Origin of the sequence: Citrobacter portucalensis (assembly GCF_023374935.1) — a bacterium.
In the GTDB taxonomy this organism is placed as follows: domain Bacteria; phylum Pseudomonadota; class Gammaproteobacteria; order Enterobacterales; family Enterobacteriaceae; genus Citrobacter; species Citrobacter portucalensis.
In genome coordinates, this window is record NZ_CP092466.1 from 3801096 (window position 1) to 3826496 (window position 25401).

The window sequence follows — 25401 nt, forward strand, 5'->3', positions numbered from 1 at the left end:
TTATAGGAACAGACTTTAGGGTAAAGAGGTCATAACTGGTATGACCTCTACAGTCTGGCAAACTTTCAGCGCTCTGCAAGTTATTAAAGTGTTAAAACTGCCAGATTACGCTCAACCAGCGAACTACCCATGCCCGGCACCTGCTTTAAATCGTCCACCGTTTTAAACGGCCCGTACTCCTCACGATAGCTCACAATCGCCTGCGCTTTCTTTAGACCCACGCCATTCATAACTCGCGCTAAATCCTCCGCAGAAGCGCTGTTGATGCTTACCCTGGTGCCTTCATCGTCACTTGCTTTAGCGGGCAGTGTGGCTTTGCTTTGTGCCGCCCCTGAGTTTTCCGCTTTGGTTTGAGTCGCCAGGCTTTTGGCGACAGGCTCAGCCGCCAATGCGGTTTGGGCCATACCAGCGCAGGTCAATGAAAGAGTGATAAGCAGAGCTTTGATTCCATGTTTCATACTGTTTTCTCCTTGTTTGTTAACAGTGGAATCACGATAGCGAGGTGCAGAACGGCAGACAAACGGCAAATATCAGAAATGGAAAAGGCCGCGAAAGCGGCCTTTGGTAGATACAACTTTTTGCAATTTTTTGCGAACTGCCTCGGTTATTGCTGCTGTTCCAGCGCATCACCGATTTTAATTTTTGCGGCTTTACGCAGGTTGCTCATCAGCGCTTCGAAGACAATCTGCGCGTTGTTCTGAGTGATCCCCTGAACCATCGCTTTCTTCTGCGCTTCAGGCATAGAACCGGCTTTCACCTCGTCCAACGCCAACAGAACAACGTTACCCTGCATGTCGTTCGCGACGCCGTAGCTCGGTTTGTCTTTCGCCGGCAGGCTCAGACCAAAGGCAGCCTGGCTCAGCGGATCCTGACCCGTACGGCTCAGCGTTTTCGCCTCGCCAAAGCTCAGACCCGCCGCTTTCATCGCTTCATCGCCTTTACCGGCTTTCAGATCCGCCAGCAGTTTATCGGCATCAAGCTTCGCCTGCTGCTCTGCTTTATTGTGCTTAACGAGCGCAGTTACCTGCTCTTTCACTTCAGCCAGTGGCTTCACGGCTTCAGCTTTGTGCTCTGCAATACGCAGCACGAACGCACGATCGCCGTCCACGGTGATGATATCGGAGTTACTGCCAGGCGTACCGTTCTCACCAACCAGACCACCATTGAAAATGATGTCAGCGACTGGTTTGAAATTCAGTTCTTCCGGCAGGCTGTCACGGCTAAACCAGCCCGTTTCAACCGCTTTCATACCCGCAGCCTGCTCTGCACCCGCCAGAGATTCGTTATCATTGCTGGCCGCGTCGCTGACTTTCTGCTGCAGCGCATAGTACGCATCCAGCGCTTTTTCCTGCTTCACTTTTGCCGCAATTTCGTCACGGGCTTCGCTCAGCGGTTTAACTTGCGCGGGCTGTACGTCGTCAAGACGTGCAACGAGGAAACCAACGGAAGACTTAATTACGCCAGACAGTTGGCCTTTTTCTTTCAGACCAGCATTTTTCAGCTCATCCGGGGTGGTGGAATCTTCCAGCCATCCCATATCGCCGCCTTTACGGGCAGAGATGATATCGGCAGATTTTTCTTTCGCCAACGCAGCAAAATCACCGCCTTTGTTCAGCTCGCCCAGTACCGCTTTGGCTTCATCTTCCGTTTTGGTCTGAATGATGCTGTAGCGGTTACGCTGCGGCTGAGTGAACTGATCCTGATGCTGGTCATAGTAAGACTGAATATCAGCATCGCTGGCCGTCTCCTGCATAGCAGCAGCGTCCAGCTTGATGTAGCTCACGCGGAACTGTTCCGGCGTCATAAAGTTGTTTTTATTCTGCTCGTAGTAGCTGGCAACTTCCTGCTCGGTAACAGACTGCTTCGCGGCCAGTGCGTTAACGTCAATCGTCGCCTCGCGCACGATACGCTGCTGCGCGACCAGCGCCGCCAGTTCGTCCGTTTCGCCTTTCAGCATGAAGTCCGTACCGGCAACACCGTTAATCAGCTGCTGTGTCGTAAGCTGATTACGTAATGCCTGAGCGTACTGGTCTGCAGTCATTCCCATTTGATTGACAATCGCGTTGTAGCGGTTGTTATCAAACTTGCCGTCCACCTGGAACGCAGGCGTGGCGAAAATGGCCTGTTTAACCTGATCGTCGCTGATGTTGAGCTTAAGCTCGCGGGAATACTGATCCAGCAGTGCTTCGTCAACAAGACGATTCAGCACCTGCTGACGCAGCGTTTTCATATAACCTTCGTTCGCGGCCAGCTCGGAGTATTGATCGCCCAGCTGTTGCTGCATGCGGTTACGTTCACTGTTGAACGCATTCTCGAACTGCCCGCGGCTTATCTCCTGGCCATTCACTTTGGCGGCGAAGTTATTGCCCCCGCCAATCAGGTAACCACTCACGCCGGTCAAAATGAACGACACGATAATGATACCGAAAATAATCTTGAGCACGAGACTGTTAGCAGCCGTGCGTAAGCTGTCCATCATGGTGTAACCACACTCCGCTGTAGATGACTATACGCGTTATCCTTTCTGCTGCCCCCGCGTTGATGACAACAACGGCAACAAGGATTTTGAGTATATATGCTTCACGCAGCATAGCGTTTCCTGAACGCTGCGCACAAAGGTCTATTGTGACAAGAAACAGGGGCAATTGTCAGCCCACAACGCGTAGAAAGTACCGGAATTACAAATAAAAAAGGCACATCAGTCGATGCGCCCTTGTACTTCGTCACATCCCCAAAGGGGAAATCACTTAGTTTACCGCGTCTTTCAGTGCTTTACCTGCACGGAAGCCCGGTACTTTAGCCGCGGCGATGGTGATCTCTTTACCTGTTTGCGGGTTGCGACCAGTACGGGCAGCACGCTCTTTAACGGCAAAAGTACCAAAACCTACCAGCGCTACGTCATCACCTTCTTTCAGAGATTCAGTAACAGAAGCAATAATTGCATCTAACGCACGTCCAGCCGCAGCTTTAGAGATATCAGCCCCTGCAGCAATTTTGTCGATCAGTTGAGATTTATTCACTCTTCTCTTCCTCTTTATAATTTATATCGCACCTGAATCCTTCAAAGTGCGACCGCGCAGCAGTTATATCAGGCCTGCCATGCCCTTACAACACCCGTTAATGATGGCAAGCCCAATCCGTTATCTAAATTAGCTATACAAAAAAAGGCTGGCAAGCCCGAAATGGCCTGCCAGCCCTGTTTTTATTAATGCTCTTTGCGCGAGGTCACTATTTTGCCGTCACAACCTGCATTCCAGAGGGTTCATTTTGCAACGCAAGAGTCAGAACTTCCTCAATACGTTTCACCGGGTGAATATTAAGATCGGCAATTACGTTGTCCGGAATCTCTTCCAGGTCACGTTTGTTCTCATCGGGAATTAAGACCGTCTTAATGCCGCCACGGTGTGCCGCCAGCAGTTTTTCTTTCAAACCACCGATAGGCAGAACCTGACCACGCAGAGTGATCTCACCCGTCATCGCCACGTCGGCGCGAACTGGGTTACCGGTAAGACAAGAAACCAGCGCAGTACACATAGCAATACCCGCACTTGGACCGTCTTTCGGCGTAGCCCCTTCAGGTACGTGAACATGGATGTCGCGTTTTTCGTAAAAGTCCGGGTTAATACCCAGTTTTTCCGCACGCGCACGCACCACGGTCAGCGCAGCCTGAATCGACTCCTGCATGACTTCACCCAGAGAACCGGTGTAGGTCAACTTACCTTTACCCGGTACGCAGGCGGTTTCGATGGTCAGCAGATCGCCGCCAACTTCCGTCCACGCCAGACCCGTCACCTGACCAACGCGGTTTTCGTTGTCCGCGCGGCCATAGTCAAAGCGCTGTACACCCAGATAGTCGTGCAGGTTGTCGCCATTGATCTCAATATGTTTCAGCGATTTATCCAGCAGCAGCTGTTTCACCGCTTTACGGCACAGTTTAGAGATTTCACGTTCCAGACTACGCACACCTGCTTCACGGGTGTAGTAACGAATAATGCCCACAATGGCGCTATCGTCGACCGTCAGCTCACCTTTTTTCAGCGCATTACGCTCAATCTGTTTCGGCAACAGGTGACGTTTGGCAATGTTCAGCTTTTCGTCTTCGGTATAACCGGACAGACGGATCACTTCCATACGATCCAGCAACGGTGCCGGAATATTCATGGAGTTAGAGGTCGCAACAAACATCACGTCGCTGAGATCGTAGTCCACTTCCAGGTAGTGATCGCTGAACGCCACGTTCTGCTCTGGATCCAGCACTTCAAGCAGTGCGGAAGCCGGATCGCCACGCATGTCGGAAGACATTTTGTCGATCTCATCAAGCAGGAACAGCGGGTTTTTAACGCCCACTTTGGCCATTTTCTGGATCAGTTTACCCGGCATAGAACCGATATAGGTCCGGCGGTGACCGCGAATTTCGGCTTCATCACGCACGCCGCCCAGCGCCATACGGATGTATTTACGCCCAGTTGCCTTAGCGATGGACTGCCCCAGAGAGGTTTTACCTACCCCCGGCGGTCCAACCAGACACAGGATCGGCCCCTTGATTTTATTTACACGGCTTTGAACCGCGAGATACTCAAGGATACGGTCTTTGACGCGCTCCAGACCATAATGGTCGGTATCGAGGATTTCCTGCGCCTGACGCAGGTCTTTTTTGACCTTGCTACGCGCATTCCACGGCACCTGTACCATCCAGTCGATGTAGCCACGCACCACGGTCGCTTCCGCCGACATAGGAGACATCATTTTCAGCTTCTGCAGTTCTGCTTCCGCTTTCTCTTTTGCCTCTTTCGGCATTTTCGCCGCGTCAATTTTACGCTTCAACGCTTCGTTTTCGTCCGGTGCATCGTCCATCTCACCGAGTTCTTTCTGAATAGCTTTCATCTGCTCGTTCAGATAGTACTCGCGCTGAGATTTTTCCATCTGCTTTTTCACGCGGTTGCGAATGCGTTTCTCAACCTGCAGCAGATCGATTTCAGACTCCATCATCGCCATCAGATATTCCAGACGTTCGTTAACGTCGGACATCTCCAGCACGGACTGCTTGTCAGCCAGCTTCAGCGGCATGTGTGCAGCGATGGTATCCGCCAGACGTGCAGGATCGTCAATGCTGTTCAGCGACGTCAGCACTTCTGGTGGGATTTTCTTGTTCAGCTTGATATAGCCTTCGAACTGGCTGATAGCGGTACGCACCAGCACTTCCTGTTCGCGCTCATCAATAGCAGGCGAGTCAAGGTACTCTGCTTTCGCAGAGAAATGCTCGCCGTTGTCAGACAGCGCAGAAATACGCGCACGCTGTAACCCCTCGACCAGCACTTTTACGGTGCCGTCAGGCAGTTTCAGCATCTGCAAAATAGAGGCCACGGTCCCGACGGTGAAAAGATCGTTTACACCCGGCTCATCCGTTGACGCTTCTTTCTGTGCGACCAGCATGATTTTTTTATCATGGTCCATAGCCGCTTCCAGACAACGGATAGATTTTTCCCGCCCTACAAATAAGGGTATGACCATGTGCGGATAAACCACCACATCGCGCAACGGCAATACGGGGATTTCAATGCGTTCAGAACGCTCAGGATTCATAGAGCTCTCTCTTAGTTTAGTTTCCGCCAGGTAATCAGGTGGTACGACTGTGCTTCACACCACCTTTAACATGTATGTCAGTATATGGGGATGTTTCCCACACATTCAACGCCATGTTTACGGAAAAATAAAAGGGGAGATAAAATCCCCCCTTTTTAATTAAATGTCTGTATGAATTGATGAATTATTCGCCAGATGCCTGCTGCGCTTCCGGCTTACCGTAAATCAGTAATGGCTTGCTCTGACCGCCAATCACCGACTCATCGATCACCACTTTTTCGACGTCTTCCATAGAAGGCAGATCGTACATGGTGTCGAGCAGCGCGGCTTCGACGATAGAACGCAGACCACGAGCACCGGTTTTACGCGCCATCGCTTTCTTAGCGATCGCATCCAGCGCTTCCTCACGGAATTCCAGATCGACACCTTCAAGATTGAACAGCGCCTGGTACTGCTTGGTCAGGGCGTTTTTCGGCTCTTTGAGGATCTGGATCAACGCTTCTTCGCTCAGCTCGCTCAGCGTTGCCACAACCGGCAGACGACCGATGAACTCAGGGATCAGACCAAATTTGATCAGATCTTCCGGTTCAACCTGCGACAGCAGTTCACCTTCGCTGGCTTTATCAGACTGTGCTTTTACCGTTGCGCCAAAACCAATGCCGGAGCCGGTTTCAACACGGTTAGCAATCACTTTATCCAGACCGGCAAAGGCACCACCGCAGATAAACAGGATCTTGGAGGTATCAACCTGCAGGAATTCCTGCTGAGGATGTTTACGACCACCCTGTGGCGGAACGGCAGCAACCGTCCCTTCGATCAGTTTCAACAGCGCCTGCTGTACACCTTCGCCGGAAACGTCACGGGTAATAGATGGGTTATCAGACTTACGCGAAATCTTGTCGATCTCGTCGATATAGACGATCCCTCGCTGTGCTTTCTGCACGTCGTAATCGCACTTCTGCAACAGCTTCTGAATAATATTTTCAACATCTTCACCCACATAACCGGCTTCGGTCAGCGTGGTGGCATCAGCCATGGTGAACGGAACGTCCAGCAGGCGCGCCAGCGTTTCAGCCAGCAGCGTTTTACCGGAACCCGTCGGGCCAATCAGCAGGATGTTACTTTTGCCCAACTCGACGCCATTGCTGGTGTCGCCGTTGCGCAGACGTTTGTAATGGTTGTATACCGCGACCGCCAGCACTTTCTTCGCCTGCTCCTGACCGATAACGTAATCGTCCAGGTGGTTGCGAATTTCATGTGGCGTCGGCAGCGCACTGCGTTCACGGTGCGGTGCTACTTCCTTAATCTCTTCGCGAATGATGTCGTTGCATAAATCAACACATTCGTCGCAGATATACACGGATGGACCGGCAATCAGCTTACGCACTTCATGCTGGCTTTTGCCGCAAAAAGAGCAGTACAACAATTTGCCCGAGCCATCTTTGCGTTTATCTGTCATGGGTCAAAACCTCTTCTTTGTTCTTTGTGCCGCACACGACGACGCAAATGCCATTCTCAGGCGCAAGACGCTAGTCAGCGTTGTGCCGCTCCAGGTAATTATAGCGGCACACCTGCGCACTGGGCATTAATTACGATGGGTCAAAATCGAGTCAACCAGACCGTACTCTACCGCTTCAGAAGCGGAGAGGAAGCGATCGCGCTCGGTATCACGTTCAATCTGCTCAAGAGATTGACCCGTATGATGCGCCATAAGTTCGTTCATGCGCCCTTTTACCTTCAGGATTTCACGGGCATGAATTTCAATATCCGTTGCCTGGCCCTGGTAACCGCCCAGAGGCTGGTGGATCATGACGCGAGAGTTAGGCAGGCAAAAACGTTTGCCTTTCGCCCCGGCGGTCAGCAGGAACGCGCCCATTGAGGCCGCCTGGCCCATACAAATGGTGCTGACGTCCGGCTTAATAAACTGCATGGTGTCATAGATAGACATCCCGGCAGTGATCACTCCACCAGGGGAGTTGATGTACAGGTAGATATCTTTTTCTGGGTTTTCTGCTTCCAGGAACAGCATCTGCGCCACGATCAGGTTAGCCATATGGTCTTCGACCTGGCCGGTCAGAAAAATGACGCGTTCCTTAAGTAGACGAGAATAGATATCAAAAGAGCGCTCACCACGTGAGGTCTGTTCAATGACCATCGGCACCAGCGCCATATGGGGTGCAAAGTTATCTCGTTCGCCGCTGTATGACATTTCCGTCTCCTGGATAAAATTTGAAAAAACCTGCTGTGCTGATTGTAACCTTATGGACGGATTATCAGCTAGTCCCTCAGTAATGGGTACGACATCGCCATAATTCAAGCATAACAATCTTTTGTTGTAACGCTAACACTGAAACGCTGTTTTCGCACTCTTCCCATGCAAAATGCGTGACAAAAAAAAACCCGCCACCAAAAGGTGACGGGCTTGCGTACGAAATTCGAGCTAAAAAAGCGACGAATTACGCCTGCTGGTTCATCAGTTCATTGAAGGAAGTGGCTTTTTCAGTCACTTTAGCTTTCGCCAGAACGGCTTCAACAGCCTGCTCTTCCAGAGCGACGTTACGCATGTTGTCCATCAGCTCTTTGTTTTTGCTGTAGAACTCAACAACTTCTTTCGGATCTTCGTAAGCAGAAGCCATCTCTTCGATCAGGCCTTTAACGCGATCTTCGTCAGCTTTCAGTTCGTTGGTACGAATCACTTCGCCCAGCAGCAGACCAACAACTACGCGACGCTTAGCCTGTTCTTCGAACAGTTCACGCGGCAGTTCCAGAGCTTGTTTCTCGTTGCCGCCGAAACGCTGCGCAGCCTGACGACGCAGAACGTCGATTTCGCTGTCGATCAGAGCAGCCGGAACGTCGATGTCGTTAGCTTTTACCAGGCCTTCGATCGCCTGAGACTTAACGCGGTTACGCACAGCGCCTTTCAGCTCGCGTTCCATGTTTTTACGGACTTCAGCGCGCAGACCTGCTACGGAACCATCTTCAACGCCGAAACGTTTGATGAATTCTTCAGTCAGTTCTGGCAGTTCGCGTTCTTCAACTTTCTTCAGGTTGATAACGAACTTCGCAGCTTTACCTTTCAGGTTTTCAGCGTGGTACTCTTCCGGGAAGGTCACGTCGATAGTGAACTCTTCGCCAGCTTTGTGGCCTTTAACGCCTTCTTCAAAGCCCGGGATCATACGACCCTGGCCCATCGCCAGTACGAAGTCAGACGCTTTGCCGCCTTCGAACTCTTCGCCGTCTACAGAACCGGTGAAGTCGATGGTTACACGGTCTTCTGCATCAGCAGCGCCGTCTTTGTCTTTCCAGGTAGCCTGCTGCTTGCGCAGGGTGTCCAGCATTACGTCAACGTCAGCGTCGGTAACTTCAACAACCGGTTTTTCAACTTCGATTGCTTCCAGGCCAGTCAGCTCAACTTCCGGGTAAACTTCAAACTCTACCGCGTAAGTAAAATCTTCACCCAGTTTGTATTCGCCCGGAACGTAGTTCGGTGCGCCAGCCGGATTGATTTTTTCTTTGATGATCGCGTCAACGAAGTTGCGGCTCATCAGGTCACCCAGAACGTCCTGGCGAACAGACGCGCCATAACGCTGAGCAACAACATTCATCGGTACTTTTCCTTTGCGGAAACCGTCAATACGCACTTTCTTCGCTACGTTGACCAGCTCGCTTTTCACAGCGGTCTCGATGCTGTCAGCAGCGATAGTAATCGTTACACGGCGGCCAAGGCCTTGAGTGGTTTCAACTGAAACTTGCATCTTGTTACCTCAAAAAATCACAGTGCTCGGTCAACTCTTCTCCGCAAGCACAGGTTGTTGGCTTCGCGGAACTGGGATGTTCTCATAAGCAATCACATTCCCTGTCGTCAGAATCATCCCGAAGACATTCCGAAAAATAAGACGCGCATTATAGCGGCATCACTTTTATGAGTCGAGAACGGTTATCGCGCGTTGCTGCGGCTTTTTTCACAATTCCCGGCTAATTTTTGTCTGAATACTGTACGACAGCCCCAGAATTCAGACAAAACAAAACGGCCCGCAGGCCGTTTTCACATAATCTGTAGCAACATACTGGAAAAGCGTCGGTTGTTGCAAATCCGTTTTTACGCGATGCTTCCCGCTCCACGACACGGAGGCGATGCAAAAATCGTATCCTGCAACGCTTCCCACTCCTTAATAGTGTAGGTATGCAGGGCAAGCGCATGAACGGTTGTGGAAAGCTCCGCCGTTAACGTGCTGTAAATCATCCGATGACGATTAAGAAAACGTTCACCTGTAAAGCGATCGCTAACCAGTACAACCTTAAAGTGGCTTTCAGAACCAGCCGGGACATTGTGACGATAGCTTTCATCCACAACTTCGAGGAACACGGGTTCGAACGCTGCCCTTAATTTTTCTTCTATTTGCTCACGAATCATCATGAAATTTTTCCTCCGACAACGCTGAGATGTCACCCATCCCTTTAAATACTAGCCGCTTTTACCGTTTTCATTACACCTTAGCAACAAAAAATTAGCGCTTGTCTGATTTTCTCATTCAAACGGATGAAGTTCACTGATTCCTCACTCCAATTTATTGCAAAAAGTCCGTTTATAGTCTCCACAAAGTCATAAAACGGACAACACAATGAATTTACATGCGTTACCCACTTCCCCTCATCGTTGGCGATGTTATGATGGCGGGAATTTTCTCTAACCATACAATTTAGATTCGCTGAGAGCCCTGGCATGTTTAAAAAAATCCTCGTCCCGTTTGTCGCGCTGTTTATGTTAGCTGGATGCGCAACACCGCCGACCACTATTGAAGTCTCCCCGAAAATTACCCTGCCACAGCAGGACCCGAGCCTGATGGGCGTGACCGTTAGCATCAACGGAGCCGACCAGCGCCAGGATCAAGCGCTGGCAAAAGTCACCCGCGACAACCAGTTGGTGACCCTGACCGCGTCCCGCGACCTGCGTTTCCTGTTGCAAGAAGTACTGGAAAAACAGATGACAGCACGTGGTTATATGATTGGACCAAACGGTGCAGTCAACCTGCAAATCATTGTTAACCAGCTGTATGCTGACGTGTCTCAGGGTAGCGTGCGCTATAACATCGCCACCAAAGCAGACATCGCCATCATCGCGACCGCCGCTAATGGCAACAAGATGACCAAAAACTACCGCGCAAGCTATTCTGTTGAAGGTGCCCTGCAGGCCTCTAACAAAAATATCGCTAACGCCGTTAACAGCGTACTGACCGACACCATCGCTGATATGTCTCAGGACACCAGCGTTCACGATTTCATCAAGCAGAACGCTCGTTAATTTCTGCCCATATGGCCCGGCGTTCGTCGGGCCTATAGAAGCCCATGTCCAGTCAATACTTACGTATTTTTCAGCAACCACGTTCAGCTATCCTGCTCATTCTGGGGTTCGCCTCCGGTTTACCGCTCGCACTCACCTCCGGTACGCTTCAGGCGTGGATGACCGTCGAGAATATCGATCTTAAAACCATCGGTTTCTTTTCCCTGGTCGGTCAGGCCTACGTATTTAAATTTCTCTGGTCCCCGTTGATGGACCGTTACACGCCACCGTTTTTAGGTCGACGTCGCGGCTGGCTGCTGGCGACCCAGGTGCTGTTGTTAATTTCTATCGCCGCGATGGGCTTTCTGGAGCCTGGCACACAGTTACGCTGGATGGCCGCACTCGCAGTAGTGATCGCTTTTTGCTCGGCATCGCAGGATATCGTCTTTGATGCCTGGAAAACCGACGTTTTGCCCGCAGAAGACCGCGGCACCGGCGCGGCTATTAGCGTGCTGGGCTATAGACTAGGGATGCTGGTTTCAGGCGGATTGGCCTTATGGATGGCCGATCGCTGGCTGGGCTGGCAAGGGATGTACTGGCTGATGGCTGCGCTGTTGATTCCCTGTATCATCGCCACCCTGTTAGCACCTGAACCGACTGACACCATTCCGGCGCCTAAAACGCTGGAACAGGCGGTTGCGGCTCCGCTGCGAGACTTCTTTGGTCGTAACAACGCATGGCTGATCCTGCTGCTTATTGTGCTGTATAAGCTCGGGGATGCTTTCGCCATGAGCCTGACCACCACCTTTTTAATCCGCGGCGTTGGGTTTGATGCGGGTGAAGTTGGCGTGGTGAATAAGACACTGGGGCTACTGGCCACCATTGTTGGCGCGCTGTACGGTGGGATCCTGATGCAGCGCCTTTCTCTGTTCCGCGCATTGCTTATTTTCGGCATCCTGCAAGGGGCGTCGAATGCGGGCTACTGGCTACTGTCCATCACTGACAAACACATGTTCAGCATGGCGGCGGCCGTCTTCTTTGAAAACCTGTGCGGCGGAATGGGCACGGCGGCATTTGTCGCTTTATTAATGACGCTGTGCAATAAGTCCTTCTCAGCGACCCAGTTCGCCCTGCTCTCCGCGCTTTCAGCCGTTGGTCGCGTTTACGTTGGCCCGGTAGCGGGTTGGTTTGTCGAAGCACACGGCTGGCCGACGTTTTATCTGTTCTCCGTGTTTGCCGCGATCCCCGGTCTGATACTGCTGCTGGTATGTCGCCAGACCCTGGAACATAGCTGGCAAAATGAAAGCTTCATTCCGCGCACGGAATTTCGTGGAGCATACAGTCTGGCATTAATGACGCTAGTTGCGGGCTGCTGCCTGCTGCTGGTTTGGCTGCTGCTGTTAACCATGAACGCGCTGGATTACACCAACTTCTCCTTCCTGCCGGAACTGCTTGAAGTCTCAGTGGTGGTCGCGGTCTGCGGGGTCGTTTTTGGTGGATTGCTTGATTATCTGGCATTGCGCAAAACCCGTCTGGCGTAAAAAAACCGCATTAATATTGCCGTTGTAATCACCCTGCGTAATTATAACGGCGAAATAAGCAACAACTACTAAAAATAATATTTGTTATTTTGTGCGCCAAAGAATTTGGAAATTATTGACGCCTTTTATATATACTATTTTCCTTACTCGATTCAGCCACGAAAGATTTATTTTTTGTTCCTCAATTGTCCGTTTATTGATAATCAATTGTTAAGCAATTGTTTTATTTTCGTATTGGTTATACCAATTGCCCTCAGTACGCCCCCCACCTGCCCGCTTTCGTTATAACGTGATGTTGCAACAGGTTCTTAAAGCCAAAGCGACATATATTGCAACATATGTGACATGCACGGCAGAACCCAGTAACACAGATCTAGAGATGTTTACAGTAATGTAACCTTCCCGTAAAATGCCCTCACACTTTAAACGCCACCCGGTCCCGTGGAATTGAGGTCGTTAAATGAGACTCAGGAAATACAATAAAAGTTTGGGATGGTTGTCATTAATTGCAGGCACTGCATTACTCAGTGGCTGTAATTCTGCGCTGCTTGACCCTAAAGGACAGATTGGACTGGAACAACGGTCATTGATACTGACGGCATTTGGCCTGATGTTGATTGTCGTTATTCCCGCCATCTTGATGGCTGTTGGTTTTGCCTGGAAGTATCGTGCAAGCAATAAAGATGCGAAGTACAGCCCGAACTGGTCACACTCCAATAAAGTGGAAGCTGTGGTCTGGACGGTGCCGATCTTAATCATCATTTTCCTTGCCGTTCTGACCTGGAAAACCACTCACGCTCTTGAGCCAAGCAAACCGCTGGCGCATGACGAGAAGCCCATTACCATCGAAGTGGTTTCCATGGACTGGAAATGGTTCTTCATCTATCCGGAACAGGGTATCGCTACCGTGAATGAAATCGCCTTCCCGGCGAATACTCCGGTTGAATTCAAAGTGACTTCCAACTCCGTGATGAACTCCTTCTTTATCCCGCGTCTGGGTAGCCAGATTTATGCCATGGCCGGTATGCAGACTCGACTGCATCTGATCGCCAACGAAGTCGGTACTTATGATGGTATCTCCGCAAGTTATAGCGGACCAGGCTTCTCCGGTATGAAGTTCAAGGCTATCGCAACAAAGGACCGCGCCGAATTCGACCAATGGGTTGCTAAAGCTAAACAGTCCACGAACACCATGAGCGACATGGCAGCGTTCGAGAAAGTGGCTGCGCCAAGCGAATACAACCAGGTGGAATACTTCTCCAACGTGAAACCGGATTTGTTTAAAGACGTTATTAACAAATTTATGGCTCACGGTAAGAGCATGGACATGACCCAACCCGAAGGTGAGCACAGCGCACACGAAGGAATGGAAGGCATGGACATGAGCCACGCGGAATCCGCTCACTAAGGGGCCGAGGAAGAATACGATGTTCGGAAAATTGACGCTGGATGCAGTTCCGTTCCATGAACCTATTGTCATGGTTACGATTGCTGCCATTATCATCGGTGGTGCGGCCTTACTGGGCCTTATCACTTACTTCGGTAAGTGGACCTACCTGTGGAAAGAGTGGCTGACTTCTGTTGACCACAAACGCCTTGGCATCATGTATGTCATCGTCGCAATCGTCATGTTGATTCGTGGCTTTGCCGACGCCATCATGATGCGTAGTCAGCAAGCGCTGGCTTCTGCAGGTGAAGCGGGCTTCCTGCCTCCTCACCACTACGACCAGATCTTCACGGCTCACGGCGTGATTATGATCTTCTTCGTGGCAATGCCATTTGTTATCGGTCTGATGAACCTGGTGGTTCCGCTGCAGATCGGCGCACGTGACGTTGCATTCCCGTTCCTGAACAACCTGAGCTTCTGGTTCACCGTTGTCGGCGTAATCCTGGTTAACCTTTCTCTGGGCGTGGGTGAATTCGCGCAGACCGGTTGGCTGGCGTATCCGCCGCTTTCAGGAATAGAGTACAGTCCAAGCGTCGGGGTCGACTATTGGATATGGGCAGTCCAGTTGTCCGGTATTGGTACAACTCTGACCGGTATCAACTTCTTTGTGACCATCATTAAGATGCGTGCACCAGGAATGACCATGTTCAAGATGCCGGTGTTTAGCTGGGCATCTCTGTGTGCAAACATCCTGATTATCGCTTCTTTCCCAATCCTGACGGTTACCGTCGCGTTGCTGACCCTGGATCGCTATCTGGGCACCCATTTCTTTACCAACGATATGGGCGGCAACATGATGATGTACATCAACCTGATTTGGGCCTGGGGCCATCCGGAAGTGTACATTCTGGTTCTGCCAGTCTTCGGTGTGTTCTCCGAAATCGCGGCAACCTTCTCACGTAAACGTCTGTTTGGTTACACCTCGCTGGTGTGGGCAACCGTGTGTATCACCGTTCTGTCGTTCGTTGTTTGGCTGCACCACTTCTTCACCATGGGTGCAGGCGCTAACGTAAACGCCTTCTTCGGTATCACCACCATGATTATCGCCATCCCGACCGGGGTGAAGATCTTCAACTGGCTGTTCACCATGTATCAGGGCCGTATCGTATTCCACTCAGCAATGCTGTGGACGATTGGCTTTATCGTCACCTTCTCAGTCGGCGGCATGACCGGTGTACTGCTGGCGGTGCCGGGTGCGGACTTCGTTCTGCACAACAGTCTGTTCCTGATTGCGCACTTCCATAACGTTATCATCGGCGGCGTCGTATTTGGATGCTTCGCTGGTATGACCTACTGGTGGCCAAAAGCGTTTGGCTTCACGCTGAACGAAACCTGGGGTAAACGCGCATTCTGGTTCTGGATCATCGGCTTCTTCGTAGCATTTATGCCACTGTACGTGCTGGGCTTCATGGGTATGACCCGTCGCCTCAGCCAGCAGATTGATCCACAGTTCCATCCGATGCTGGTCGTTGCCGCATGCGGCGCCGCGCTGATTGCACTGGGTATCCTGTGCCAGCTGATTCAGATCTTCGTTTCTATTCGCGACCGCGAGCAGAACCGTGACCTGACCGGTGACCCATGGGGTGGTCGTACGCTGGAGTGGGCAACTTCTTCCCCGCCTCCGTTCTATAACTTTGCCGTTGTGCCGCACGTTCACGAGCGTGATGCCTTCTGGGAAATGAAAGAAAAAGGTGAAGCGTACAAGCAGCCTGCGCACTATGAAGAAATTCATATGCCGAAGAACAGCGGTGCCGGTATCGTCATTACCGCCTTCGCGACACTGTTTGGTTTCGCCATGATCTGGCATATCTGGTGGCTGGCGATTGCAAGCTTCGCAGGCATGATCATCAGCTGGATTGTGAAAAGCTTTGATGAAGACGTGGATTACTACGTGCCGGTCCCGGAAGTCGAAAAACTGGAAAATCAGCATTTCGATGAGATTACTAAGGCAGGGCTGAAAAATGGCAACTGATACTTTAACGCACGCGACTGCCCACGCGCACGAACACGGGCACCACGATGCAGGCCAGACCAAGATCTTCGGATTCTGGGTCTACCTGATGAGCGACTGCATTCTGTTCTCTATTCTGTTTGCAACCTATGCCGTTCTGGTGAACGGCACCGCAGGTGGCCCGACAGGTAAGGACATTTTTGAACTGCCGTTCGTTCTGGTTGAAACATTCCTGCTGTTATTCAGCTCCATTACTTACGGCATGGCAGCGATTGCCATGTACAAGAACAACAAGAGCCAGGTTATCTCCTGGCTGGCGTTGACCTTCTTGTTCGGTGCCGGATTCATCGGGATGGAACTCTATGAATTCCATCACCTGATTGTTAACGGTATGGGCCCGGATCGCAGCGGCTTCCTGTCTGCGTTCTTCGCGCTGGTCGGTACGCACGGTCTGCACGTCACCTCCGGTCTTATCTGGATGGCGGTGCTGATGGTACAAGTTGCTCGTCGCGGTCTGACCAGTACTAACCGTACCCGCATCATGTGCCTGAGCCTGTTCTGGCACTTCCTGGATGTGGTGTGGATCTGTGTGTTCACTGTTGTTTATCTGATGGGGGCGATGTAATGAGTCATTCTAACGAGAGCGGCGGCGCATCCCATGGCAGCGTAAAAACCTACATGACAGGTTTTATCCTGTCGATCATCCTGACGGTCATTCCGTTCTGGATGGTGATGACAGGTTCTGCCTCACCGGCCGTCATTCTGGGAACTATTCTGGCAATGGCAGTGGTACAGATTCTGGTGCACCTGGTGTGCTTCCTGCACATGAATAGCAAATCTGATGAAGGTTGGAACATGACGGCCTTTGTCTTTACTGTGCTAATCATCGCCATCCTGGTTGTGGGCTCCATCTGGATTATGTGGAACCTTAACTACAACATGATGATGCACTAAGAGCGGCGATTATGATGTTTAAGCAATACCTGCAAGTAACGAAACCAGGCATCATCTTTGGCAACCTGATCTCGGTGATTGGGGGATTCCTGCTGGCCTCGAAAGGCAGCATTGATTATCCCCTGTTTATCTACACGCTGGTTGGGGTGTCACTGGTTGTGGCGTCGGGTTGTGTATTTAACAACTACATCGACAGGGATATCGACAGGAAGATGGAGAGGACCAAAAACCGCGTGCTGGTTAAAGGTCTGATTTCCCCTGCGGTCTCGCTGGTATACGCCACCCTGCTGGGTATTGCTGGCTTTATGCTACTGTGGTTTGGCGCGAACCCTCTGGCCTGCTGGCTGGGGGTAATGGGCTTCGTGGTCTATGTGGGCGTTTATAGCCTGTACATGAAGCGCCATTCCGTTTATGGCACGCTGATTGGCTCACTCTCCGGCGCTGCGCCGCCGGTGATTGGCTACTGTGCCGTAACCGGTGAGTTCGATAGCGGTGCATTGATTCTGCTGGCTATTTTCAGCCTGTGGCAGATGCCGCACTCTTACGCGATTGCGATTTTCCGCTTCAAGGATTATCAGGCTGCCAACATCCCGGTACTGCCGGTGGTGAAAGGTATTTCGGTCGCGAAGAACCATATCACGCTGTACATCGTGGCGTTTGCTATCGCCACGCTGATGCTAACCCTGGGCGGCTATGCAGGTTATAAATACCTGATTGTTGCCGCGGCGGTGAGCGTCTGGTGGTTGGGCATGGCGCTACGTGGTTATAAAGTGGAAGATGACAGAGTCTGGGCGCGCAAGCTGTTCGGTTTCTCCATCATCGCCATTACCGCGCTTTCCGTGATGATGTCCGTCGACTTTATGGTGCCAAACTCGCAGAACCTGCTGACTTACGTCTGGTAAGTTAATCGTCACATCTTCTATGCCGGATGGCGACTGACGCCTTATCCGGCCTACAAAAAAGCACATTGCTTGTAGGCCGGGTAAGATACGTGAGTATCGTCATCCGGCATTTTCGTTTCCAGCCGACGCCCCTCACAACCCCAACATTTGTTAATAAAGCGCATATTTACCCAGCCTGCTTAGCGCTTTACACTAGGCGCGAAATTAATACAGAGGTGGGAATGAACGATTACAAAATGACGCCCGGTGAGTTGCGCGCCACCTGGGGTTTAGGGACCGTATTCTCGTTGCGCATGCTTGGCATGTTTATGGTCCTGCCAGTTCTGACCACGTACGGTATGGCGCTACAGGGTGCCAGCGAAGCGCTGATAGGCCTTGCCATCGGCATATATGGTCTGGCTCAAGCCGTCTTCCAGATCCCCTTTGGCCTGCTCTCTGACCGCATCGGTCGTAAGCCGCTTATTGTCGGCGGGCTGGCGGTATTTGTTCTCGGCAGCATAATTGCTGCTCTCTCCGATTCAATCTGGGGAATTATTCTTGGCCGGGCCTTGCAAGGCTCTGGCGCGATTGCTGCTGCCGTAATGGCGCTACTTTCCGACTTAACCCGTGAGCAAAACCGTACCAAAGCGATGGCGTTTATCGGTGTCAGCTTTGGTATCACCTTCGCCATTGCGATGGTGCTGGGACCAATCGTTACCCATGCGCTGGGGCTACACGCGCTGTTCTGGATGATTGCAGCCCTTGCTACCACAGGTATCGTGCTGACCATTTGGGTCGTTCCCAATAGCACTACCCACGTGCTGAACCGCGAGTCGGGCATGGTAAAAGGCAGCTTCAGCAAAGTGCTGGCGGAACCTAAACTGCTTAAGCTCAACTTCGGCATCATGTGTCTGCACATTTTGCTGATGTCTACCTTCGTCGCCTTACCGGGCCAACTGGCGAAAGCAGGCTTCCCCGCCGCAGAGCACTGGAAAATTTATCTGGTGACGATGCTGCTGTCTTTTGTTTCCGTGGTGCCGTTCATCATTTACGCCGAAGTGAAGCGCCGCATGAAACGCGTGTTCCTCGCCTGCGTGTTACTGATACTTATTGCAGAGATTGTATTGTGGAGCGCTAACGTGCGTTTCTGGGGGTTGATTGCGGGCGTGCAGATATTCTTCCTCGCCTTCAACCTGATGGAAGCCCTCCTCCCCTCGCTTATCAGTAAAGAGTCTCCGGCGGGCTATAAAGGCACGGCAATGGGCGTTTACTCCACCAGCCAGTTTCTTGGCGTGGCGATTGGCGGTTCGCTCGGCGGTTGGGTGGTTGAAATGTTTGATGGTCAGGCCGTATTCCTGGCCGGTGCGCTTCTGGCGGCAGTGTGGTTATTGGTGGCGAGTACAATGAAAGAGCCGCCGTATGTCAGCAGCCTGCGGGTGGAAATCCCACCTGAAATTGCTGCGGATGACACCCTGAAGCAGCGTCTGCTGGCTAAAGAAGGGATAAGCGAAGTGTTAATTGTCGCGAAAGAACATTCGGCCTACGTGAAAATCGACAGCAAAGTCACCAATCGATTTGAGGTTGAGCAGGCCATCAGGCAAGCGTAAAGATGAGATTTGTCAGATGGCGGCTTACGCCATCTGACATAACGACTTAATCGCGGAAGTTCTTGAACTGGAACGGTTGACCGAGGTCGCCGCCGCGAACCAGCGCCATAACGGATTGCAGGTCGTCTCGCGCCTTGCCGGTTACACGGATTTCTTCGCCCTGAATCTGCGCCTGCACCTTCAGTTTGCTGTCTTTGATCAGCTTAACGATTTTCTTTTGCACTGCGCTTTCAATGCCTTGTTTCAGCTTAGCTTCAACAAACCAGGTTTTACCGCTGTGCACGAAGGTTTCTGGTACGTCCAGCGACGTGCCTTCAATACCGCGTTTGAGCAGCTTGGCACGCAGAATATCCAGCAACTGATTGACCTGAAAATCAGATTCGCTCAGCACCTTAATCGTCTTATTTGACTCATTCAGCTCAAAAGTCGCTTCAACGCCACGAAAATCAAAGCGTGACTCCACTTCGCGGCTGGCGTTATCTACCGCGTTACGGGCTTCCTGAAGATCAACTTCAGAGACAATATCGAAAGATGGCATCTTTTCCTCTCCCTTCATTTTTGATGCGAAGCATAATACCTGCAAAGTTACCCAACAGACAGCGCTATACTAGGCTGTATCCTTTAATTGTACGTGGTGCTGATACCTGCGAACAATAATGGGGTACGGCCGATATGGATTAACACCTGGTGCTGTTGCAGGTGAGGAGGAAGAATGAAAATTACCGTACTGGGATGTGGAGCGCTAGGACAGCTTTGGCTTACCGCGCTATGCAAACATGGACATGAGGTGCAAGGGTGGCTACGCGTACCGCAACCCTATTGCAGCGTAAACCTGATCGACACGGATGGGTCAGTTTTTAATGAATCCCTGACGGCAAACGACCCCGACTTTTTGGCAAAAAGCGACCTGCTACTGGTCACCCTGAAAGCCTGGCAGGTTTCTGATGCGGTAAAAGGCCTGGCCGCAATTCTGCCTGAAACCACTCCCATTCTGCTGATTCACAACGGCATGGGGACAATTGAAGAGCTGCATAACATTAAGCAACCTCTGCTGATAGGTACCACCACCCACGCAGCACGCCGTGACGGCAACGTCATCATTCATGTCGCTCAGGGAACAACGCGCATTGGTCCTGCGCGTGAACAAGACGGTGATTTCAGTTATCTGGCTGAAGTCCTGCAAGAGGTGCTACCGGACGTCGCCTGGCACGACACTATTCGCGCCGAACTGTGGCGAAAGCTGGCCGTCAACTGCGTCATTAACCCGCTGACCGCATTATGGGATTGCCCAAACGGCGAGTTACGCCATCATCCTGAAAAAATAGCACTCATCTGCGAGGAAGTGGCCGCGGTCATTGAACGCGAAGGCCACCATACATCTGTGGATGATTTACGCTATTATGTCGAGCAAGTGATTGACAGTACGGCGGAAAATATCTCATCAATGCTGCAAGACATTCGTGCCCTGCGTCATACAGAGATCGACTACATTACCGGATATTTGTTAAAACGCGCCCGCGCGCACGGCATCGCCGTCCCGGAAAACGCCCAACTGTTTGAAATGGTAAAGAGAAAGGAAAGTGAGTATGAGCGCTCAAGCACTGGTATGTCTCGCCCCTGGTAGTGAAGAGACCGAAGCGGTCACCACTATCGATCTGCTGGTTCGCGGCGGAATTAAGGTCACGACCGCCAGCGTCGCCAGCGATGGCGACCTGACGATCGTCTGCTCACGCGGAGTGAAGCTGTTGGCGGATGCGCCATTAGTCGAAGTTGCTGACGGCGATTTCGACATTATCGTGCTGCCGGGCGGTATTAAAGGCGCCGAGTGTTTTCGCGACAGCCCGCTGCTTATCGAAACCGTGAAACAGTTTCATCGCTCCGGGCGCATTGTCGCGGCAATTTGCGCCGCGGCCGCCACCGTACTCGTCCCACACGATATTTTCCCCATCGGTAACATGACCGGTTTTCCGGCGCTGAAAGACCAAATTCCCGCTGACCAGTGGCAGGACAAGCGCGTCGTATGGGATCCTCGCGTCAACCTGTTAACCAGCCAGGGGCCGGGGACTTCCATTGATTTCGGTTTGAAAATCATTGATCTTCTGGTGAGTCGCGAAAAAGCTCACGAGGTGGCGTCACAACTGGTGATGGCCGCGGGAATCTATAACTATTACGAGTAAATCTTCGAGCCACTCCCTTATAAGGAATCATAATGAAAGGATATCTGAGTGGAGTGGCTTTACTGCTCCTTTCCGGTTATGCCACAGCGACACAACTCGAAATAAAGAGTATTGAATATCGCTATCCCGGAAGCACTGAAATGCAGTATCGCTTGCCATGGTTTTCCTCGACGGATAACCCCAACGTTGCAAAACGCATTAACGATTATATTTTCGCAAGCTTTATCAATCAGCTACCGGGCAATACTCCACAGGCAACAGTAAATCAGTTTGCGAAATCAGCCATGAATCCCACCGCAAACCTTGACTACACGGTTGAGTATCGCGACGCAAAAATCCTGACGCTCAACATGTTTAGCGAAGGTTGCGGGGCGTATTGCGAGTCGTACAATGTGCCGATTAGCTTCGATTTAGCCAGCGGTGCGGCAATTACCCTTAACGATCTCTTTTCCCGGGCTACAATCGCCGAATTAAACACCCGCATCAGAAAAGATATCCGCGGCCAAATCGATACCTTTGTTACGGCGCATAATTCGCAAACACCAGAACAAATAAAAGAAGATAAAGGTGAAGATTTTAACTATGCCGAATTCTACGCATCGTGCGCAACCTACACCGACGGTTTGTACTACATCGACAAATTCTCCCTGCAAAAAGACCACCTGGCTTTCCTGAACGGACGCTGTAGCAACCACGCCAGCCGTGCGCTCGACGAGTTGGGTGATTTCACAACGAAAATCCCAACCGCGGAACTGCAAAATCAGCTCACACCGTACGGCCAATATCTGACTACCGCAAAGAGTACAACACCAGTTTCGCCAGCGCCCGGCATTGACGGCAAAGTCATGTACGGCACGCTGGGAAAAAGCATGCGTATTGTGTTGAAGGTGGACTGCAAATACGGTGATTTTTTTGAAGGGGCTTACTTTTACCAAAAATTTGGCGCACCGATTGAATTGACCGGCAAATGCGACACAGCCGACAATCAACATTATGAACTGAAGACATCTGCGGCTGAACAAACGCAAGAGAAGATAACGCTAGAGTTAAAAGACGGTGTCTATCAGGGGGTCTGGGAGTCGAACGGGAAGACGCTTCCCGTTCGTTTTGAATAATATCGTTATATTGCCGGATGGCGGCGTAACCGCCTTATCCGGCCTACAACACGATGTTTACTCAATTACGGGCGATACACCTTCACATTTTCAAAGCCCTGCTCGCGCAGATAAAGCGCCTGCAGGCGACTCATCACCCCGCGTTCACACCACAGCAGCCAGGTTTTACTCTGGTCCAGATCGCCGAATTTAGTGCTCAGCTTGTAGAATGGCAGAGAAACGACGTCCACACCTTCAACCTTCAGCGGTTTATCATCCTGTTCATCCACAGAACGGATATCAAGGATTACGTCATTCGGGCCGAAACCGCTCACGGTTTCCACTTCTACCACGGTCTGCTGCGTCTGCTGGGCGATATCGCGAATATCGATATTGTTCGCTTCTTCAACCACTTTATCGAGGATAGAGAAATCGAAGTTTTCTTCTTCGGCCTCAATCTTCGCTTTGATCGCTTTCACCGTCGGGCTTTTTGAAATCACACCGCAGTATTCCGGCATGGTACGGGCAAAGTCCTCGGTACCAATTTCACGCGCCAGGTTGATGATGTGCTCTTTATCATGGGAGATAAGCGGGCGCAGGATCAGGGTGTCAGAAACGTTATCGATCAGACGCAGGTTGGTCAGCGTCTGGCTGGACACCTGGCCCAGTGCTTCACCGGTTACCAGCGCCTGTACGCCGTAGCGCTCAGCGACTTTCGACGCCGCGCGTACCATCATACGTTTGAGAACCACGCCCATCTGGCCGTCATCAACTTTCTCCAGGATCTCACCGACCACCGGTTCAAAGTTGATAGCAACAAAACGCACGCGATGCGAACTACCGAAGCGATTCCACAGATAATGTGCCACCTGACGAACACCGATTTCATGCGCGGCGCCGCCGAGATTGAAGAAGCAATAGTGTACGCGGCAGCCGCGACGCATCAGCATGTAGCTCGATACGCCGGAGTCGAAACCACCGGAGATCAGCGACAGTACGTCTTCCTGCGTACCAATCGGGAAACCACCAATACCTTCATAGCGGCCTTTAACCAGCAGCAGACGGTCGTTTTCGATTTCAAGATTAACGGTCACATCCGGCTTCGTCAGCTTCACGCGTGCAGATTCAATATGTTGGTTCAGTCCACCGCCAACATAACGTTCCACCTCAATGGAGCTAAACTCATGCTTCCCGCGACGCTTCACGCGAACACAGAAGGTTTTACCTTCCAGTTGATCGCGATACTGAACCAGTGCTTTCTCGAAAATATCGTGCATATCGGTAAACGGCACGTCTTCTACTTCGAGAATGTGGTGGATACCCGGAATACGGGTCAGCGCGTCGCGAATATCCAGGCGCTGGCTTTCATCTTTAGCGCGAACCTCAACGTGATCCCAGTGACGAACAACGGCAAGGTCTTCATCATAGTGCTTTAAAACGTTACGAATGTTCCCTGTCAGAATTTTTATAAAGCGCAAACGCACAGATTGGCTTTTGATGGTGATTTCTGGGAACAATTTAATGATAAACTTCATGGCGGCAATGGTTCTTAGGCAAGTCTGAATGACTTGTAATGGAAAAAAATACAGCAGCCCATACCCGCGACTGCATCCAGGCGCGCAAGTATATCACCATCACGCGGCTACTGTGCACATTGCGCGTTATTTGCTTATCAGTGCGAGTCCGTTACCATAGTCTTGTGCTGCCAATACAGAGAGTCAGACATTCATTATGCCGAAGAAAAATGAAGCGCCCGCCAGTTTTGAAACCGCGCTGAGCGAGCTGGAACAAATTGTTACCCGTCTGGAAGGCGGCGACCTGCCGTTAGAAGAAGCGTTGAACGAATTCGAACGTGGCGTACAGTTGGCGCGTCAGGGACAGGTCAAATTGCAACAGGCTGAACAGCGCGTACAAATCCTGCTGTCAGATACTGAAGACGCCGCCCTTACGCCTTTTACACCGGATAATGAGTAAATGGATTTTACGCAGCAGCTACAGGCTTGCGTTGAGCAGGCCAACCAGGCACTGAGCCGTTTTATCGCGCCACTGCCCTTTCAGAACACTCCCGTGGTAGAAACCATGCAATATGGCGCATTATTAGGCGGTAAACGCCTGCGCCCGTTCCTGGTGTATGCGACCGGTCAGATGTTTGGGGTCAGCCTGAGTACGCTTGATGCTCCCGCTGCCGCCGTCGAATGCATTCATGCCTATTCGCTGATGCACGATGATTTGCCCGCGATGGATGACGATGACCTGCGACGCGGTCTGCCGACTTGCCACGTAAAATTTGGCGAGGCAAATGCGATCCTGGCCGGAGATGCGCTACAAACGCTGGCATTCTCCATTATCAGCGACGCCCCAATGCCGGAAGTCACTGACCGTGACCGCATCGCGATGATCTCTGAACTGGCTCAGGCCAGTGGCATCGCCGGTATGTGCGGCGGTCAGGCGCTGGATCTGGAAGCGGAAGGTCAGCAGGTTGAGCTGGATGCGCTGGAGCGGATTCACCGCCATAAAACCGGAGCATTGATTCGCGCCGCCGTGCGTTTGGGGGCATTAAGTGCTGGCGATAAAGGGCGAGAATGCCTGCCAATACTCGACAAATACGCAGAAAGCATCGGTCTGGCTTTCCAGGTTCAGGATGACATCCTGGATGTGGTAGGCGATACTGCAACATTGGGTAAACGTCAGGGTGCTGACCAGCAGCTTGGCAAAAGTACCTATCCTGCACTTCTGGGTCTTGAGCAAGCCCAGAATAAAGCCCGGGATTTAATCGAGGACGCCCGCCAGTCGCTAAGTCTGCTGGCCGCACAGTCACTCGATACCTCGGCACTGGAAGCGCTAGCGGACTACATAATCCAGCGTGATAAATAAACCAACATATC

At 51.5% G+C, this 25401-nt stretch carries 23 protein-coding genes; 13 read left to right on the plus strand and 10 right to left on the minus strand.

The genetic code is table 11. The features are described 5' to 3' along the window. Window positions 1–83 precede the first annotated feature (83 nt). From LY264_RS18480 to bolA, 8 genes are all read right to left on the minus strand, one after another. Window positions 84–458, minus strand: coding sequence for a helix-hairpin-helix domain-containing protein (locus LY264_RS18480; protein WP_048226287.1), 375 nt, complete (start codon window positions 456–458; stop codon window positions 84–86). 146 nt (window positions 459–604) lie between these two features. Beyond that, entirely contained in the window at window positions 605–2479 is a 1875-nt protein-coding gene (ppiD, locus tag LY264_RS18485) for a peptidylprolyl isomerase (protein ID WP_048226289.1), read from the minus strand. A gap of 268 nt (window positions 2480–2747) precedes the next feature. Continuing rightward, on the minus strand, window positions 2748–3020 hold the full coding sequence (hupB, locus tag LY264_RS18490) for a nucleoid-associated protein HU-beta (protein ID WP_003021629.1): 273 nt from the start codon (window positions 3018–3020) through the stop codon (window positions 2748–2750). 208 nt (window positions 3021–3228) lie between these two features. After that, the gene (gene lon / locus LY264_RS18495; RefSeq protein WP_003831014.1) at window positions 3229–5583 is read right to left on the minus strand and encodes an endopeptidase La; all 2355 of its coding nucleotides are present in this window, start codon (window positions 5581–5583) and stop codon (window positions 3229–3231) included. Window positions 5584–5767: 184 nt separating this feature from the next. After that, window positions 5768–7042, minus strand: a complete 1275-nt coding sequence (gene clpX / locus LY264_RS18500; RefSeq protein ID WP_003831013.1) for an ATP-dependent protease ATP-binding subunit ClpX — start codon at window positions 7040–7042, stop codon at window positions 5768–5770. A gap of 126 nt (window positions 7043–7168) precedes the next feature. Continuing rightward, complete coding sequence (gene clpP / locus LY264_RS18505; RefSeq protein WP_003021624.1) at window positions 7169–7792, minus strand: ATP-dependent Clp endopeptidase proteolytic subunit ClpP; 624 nt, start codon at window positions 7790–7792, stop codon at window positions 7169–7171. A 247-nt stretch (window positions 7793–8039) separates the two neighbouring features. After that, complete coding sequence (tig, locus tag LY264_RS18510) at window positions 8040–9338, minus strand: trigger factor (protein ID WP_003021622.1); 1299 nt, start codon at window positions 9336–9338, stop codon at window positions 8040–8042. 344 nt (window positions 9339–9682) lie between these two features. Then, entirely contained in the window at window positions 9683–10000 is a 318-nt protein-coding gene (gene bolA / locus LY264_RS18515) for a transcriptional regulator BolA (protein WP_003021619.1), read from the minus strand. A gap of 306 nt (window positions 10001–10306) precedes the next feature. On the opposite strand from bolA, the gene LY264_RS18520 reads away from it, so the two are divergent. The 8 genes from LY264_RS18520 (at window position 10307) to LY264_RS18555 (ending at window position 19245) form a co-directional block, all read left to right on the plus strand. Continuing rightward, window positions 10307–10885, plus strand: coding sequence for a lipoprotein (locus tag LY264_RS18520; protein WP_032941838.1), 579 nt, complete (start codon window positions 10307–10309; stop codon window positions 10883–10885). 44 nt (window positions 10886–10929) lie between these two features. Continuing rightward, window positions 10930–12405 (plus strand): muropeptide MFS transporter AmpG, encoded by a 1476-nt coding sequence (gene ampG, locus LY264_RS18525; protein ID WP_048226292.1) that lies wholly within the window; start codon window positions 10930–10932, stop codon window positions 12403–12405. Between the two features lie 460 nt (window positions 12406–12865). Further along, entirely contained in the window at window positions 12866–13813 is a 948-nt protein-coding gene (cyoA, locus tag LY264_RS18530; protein ID WP_032942534.1) for a cytochrome o ubiquinol oxidase subunit II, read from the plus strand. Window positions 13814–13832: 19 nt separating this feature from the next. Further along, window positions 13833–15824, plus strand: a complete 1992-nt coding sequence (gene cyoB, locus LY264_RS18535; protein ID WP_003831008.1) for a cytochrome o ubiquinol oxidase subunit I — start codon at window positions 13833–13835, stop codon at window positions 15822–15824. After that, a complete protein-coding gene (locus LY264_RS18540; protein ID WP_003831007.1) occupies window positions 15814–16428 on the plus strand; it encodes a cytochrome o ubiquinol oxidase subunit III in 615 nt (204 codons plus the stop codon). The genes cyoB and LY264_RS18540 overlap by 11 nt, the downstream gene beginning before the upstream one ends. Beyond that, entirely contained in the window at window positions 16428–16757 is a 330-nt protein-coding gene (locus LY264_RS18545; protein ID WP_003831006.1) for a cytochrome o ubiquinol oxidase subunit IV, read from the plus strand. Before LY264_RS18540 ends, LY264_RS18545 begins: the two co-directional genes overlap by 1 nt. An 11-nt stretch (window positions 16758–16768) precedes the next feature. Continuing rightward, the gene (gene cyoE, locus LY264_RS18550; protein ID WP_003831005.1) at window positions 16769–17659 is read left to right on the plus strand and encodes a heme o synthase; all 891 of its coding nucleotides are present in this window, start codon (window positions 16769–16771) and stop codon (window positions 17657–17659) included. 221 nt (window positions 17660–17880) lie between these two features. After that, window positions 17881–19245 carry an MFS transporter gene (locus LY264_RS18555; protein WP_032942533.1) on the plus strand — a complete coding sequence of 455 codons (1365 nt, stop codon included), beginning with the start codon at window positions 17881–17883 and terminating at the stop codon, window positions 19243–19245. Between the two features lie 46 nt (window positions 19246–19291). Here the strand turns inward: LY264_RS18555 and LY264_RS18560 are convergent, their stop codons facing one another. Further along, window positions 19292–19783 carry a YajQ family cyclic di-GMP-binding protein gene (locus LY264_RS18560; protein ID WP_003831002.1) on the minus strand — a complete coding sequence of 164 codons (492 nt, stop codon included), beginning with the start codon at window positions 19781–19783 and terminating at the stop codon, window positions 19292–19294. Window positions 19784–19957: 174 nt separating this feature from the next. On the opposite strand from LY264_RS18560, the gene panE reads away from it, so the two are divergent. The 3 genes from panE to LY264_RS18575 are packed head-to-tail and all read left to right on the plus strand — an operon-like array spanning window position 19958 to window position 22537. Continuing rightward, window positions 19958–20869, plus strand: coding sequence for a 2-dehydropantoate 2-reductase (gene panE / locus LY264_RS18565; RefSeq protein WP_032942532.1), 912 nt, complete (start codon window positions 19958–19960; stop codon window positions 20867–20869). Then, window positions 20832–21422: a protein deglycase YajL gene (gene yajL / locus LY264_RS18570; protein ID WP_008783935.1), complete on the plus strand. Its 591-nt coding sequence runs from the start codon at window positions 20832–20834 to the stop codon at window positions 21420–21422. Before panE ends, yajL begins: the two co-directional genes overlap by 38 nt. Before the next feature lie 32 nt (window positions 21423–21454). Next, the gene (locus tag LY264_RS18575) at window positions 21455–22537 is read left to right on the plus strand and encodes a hypothetical protein (RefSeq protein WP_048226296.1); all 1083 of its coding nucleotides are present in this window, start codon (window positions 21455–21457) and stop codon (window positions 22535–22537) included. A 65-nt stretch (window positions 22538–22602) separates the two neighbouring features. On the opposite strand, the gene thiI is transcribed toward LY264_RS18575, so the two are convergent. After that, window positions 22603–24051 carry a tRNA uracil 4-sulfurtransferase ThiI gene (thiI, locus tag LY264_RS18580; protein ID WP_008783933.1) on the minus strand — a complete coding sequence of 483 codons (1449 nt, stop codon included), beginning with the start codon at window positions 24049–24051 and terminating at the stop codon, window positions 22603–22605. Window positions 24052–24247: 196 nt separating this feature from the next. On the opposite strand from thiI, the gene xseB reads away from it, so the two are divergent. After that, window positions 24248–24490, plus strand: a complete 243-nt coding sequence (xseB, locus tag LY264_RS18585) for an exodeoxyribonuclease VII small subunit (RefSeq protein WP_003021586.1) — start codon at window positions 24248–24250, stop codon at window positions 24488–24490. Beyond that, window positions 24491–25390 (plus strand): (2E,6E)-farnesyl diphosphate synthase, encoded by a 900-nt coding sequence (ispA, locus tag LY264_RS18590; protein ID WP_048226298.1) that lies wholly within the window; start codon window positions 24491–24493, stop codon window positions 25388–25390. It abuts the gene before it with no gap. Window positions 25391–25401 lie beyond the last annotated feature (11 nt).